Raw genomic sequence first — 1583 nt, forward strand, 5'->3', positions numbered from 1 at the left:
ATTATTTTTATATGTTTATGACTCTAATTGATCATTTAAAGATTCCTGGAATTTTGATTTCCAGTGTATTTTTTATTATCGCATGTCAGTCCGCGAATACTAACCGAATAATTGAAAAAAATAGTCCTTATTCCTATCAGGAAACTTTAGAGAATCTGGATATTGCCATTTCGGAATTTAACTATCGGATCATTCATAAAAGTGAAATTGGCTCGGCAATCCAGGAACGCGGTGATGAGGACTTTCCACTGTCTGTTGTTATTAGCTTTTGCAATATCACTTACGCCAAACAAATGATGTTGATTAACGAACAATTAATTAATGATATGCCTTGCATCATTACCGTTCGTGAGAGTGAAACTGGCGTCATTATTGGCACACGTTTAATGGATGAAAAAGTGGCTGATAAAGAACAGGCAGAGTTTGCGGCAAAAATTAATGATAACCTTATAAAATAATGGAGGCTACAGTTTTGTAGCCTCCATCAATTCTGCATTAGACTTTATTTACTTACTCTTAATCATCCTTATGAGCACGCTTAGCTGGCGTTGGGCTCACATTTTCCAGTGAAGGAAGATTATATTCAGCAATAATCGCAGTTATTTCATCCTGATGTTTATCGATAAACTCATTTAATAAAGCATTCCAGGCTTTATTAGTGCGGCGTGTACCCATACCAAAACTAAATACATGCGCCTGACCTAATTCATTTAAAGGTTGAACGGTAATTGGCACATCTGAAACAGAAGCTTCATAGCCAGCAACAGGGCCCCACATCGGGATGACATCAATCTTCCCTGCAGCTAAATCTTCTATCGCACGACCGCCACTGGCATTCACATCACCACTCATTAATTGGTAATACTGAATTCGATCGGCTAAGCCCATATCAATAATAGGTTTGGTAGATACAGCACGATCAAACAAACCAATTTTCAAAGGACCATGTTTTGCATCAACTTCTTTAAGATCGGCTAATTTAGTGATCTCATAGCCTTCTCCACTACGGTAAGCGATTGCTTCAATTGAACTGAAATAGGGTTTTGTGGGCATCATCGGACCACCATCTTCGGGTACACTCATTGCCAAATCGCACATATAGCCAGCACGTTCAGGATGCTCTTTTTGAATAGTATTTCGCGCAAATCCGATTCGCTGCGGGAACCAGTAATATTCCACTGGAATTCCTAATTCTTTACCTAACAATTCTGCAATTTTATTATCGAAACCTTCCTTGTTCTTATTTGAATACGGCATATTGTGCGGATCAGCGCAGACCCTTAATACTTCTTGTCCAGGCAAGGGTTTCAAATTTTCTGCATTGACTGCAAACGATGCACCCACTAATGCAGATGCCAAGATCGCCATTTTCTGTAGCTTTATCATTCTCTCTTCCTTATTTCTTATGGGAATAAGTGTGACACTTCGTATACCGTTTTTGTTCAAAAAAAACCCGGCATCTTTTTAAGATACCGGGTTTTTTGGTCTAACTTAAGTATATTTTTTAATACACTTAATGGTCTTACAAGCTAAATACGCTCAGAATACCACCCAGGTTAGTCCAGCTAGACAGTGCACGATAT

2 protein-coding genes are annotated in these 1583 nt (G+C 38.5%); one reads left to right on the forward strand and one right to left on the reverse strand.

The window, feature by feature from the left end; genetic code table 11:
- Positions 1 to 458: DUF302 domain-containing protein (locus A9E74_RS13710; protein ID WP_342670190.1), on the forward strand; the 458-nt coding region annotated here is incomplete at its 5' end.
- A 58-nt stretch (positions 459 to 516) separates the two neighbouring features.
- Here the strand turns inward: A9E74_RS13710 and A9E74_RS13715 are convergent.
- Positions 517 to 1386, reverse strand: a complete 870-nt coding sequence (locus tag A9E74_RS13715) for a quinoprotein dehydrogenase-associated putative ABC transporter substrate-binding protein (RefSeq protein WP_069297149.1) — start codon at positions 1384 to 1386, stop codon at positions 517 to 519.
- Positions 1387 to 1583 lie beyond the last annotated feature (197 nt).

It is taken from the genome of Methylophaga muralis (assembly GCF_001720165.1).
Classification (GTDB): Bacteria; Pseudomonadota; Gammaproteobacteria; order Nitrosococcales; family Methylophagaceae; genus Methylophaga; species Methylophaga muralis.

Bases quoted from the DNA above. Each gene is read 5' to 3' on its own strand.
- A9E74_RS13715 (WP_069297149.1), bottom strand. From the start codon at position 1,386: ATGATAAAGCTACAGAAAATGGCGATCTTGGCATCTGCATTAGTGGGT.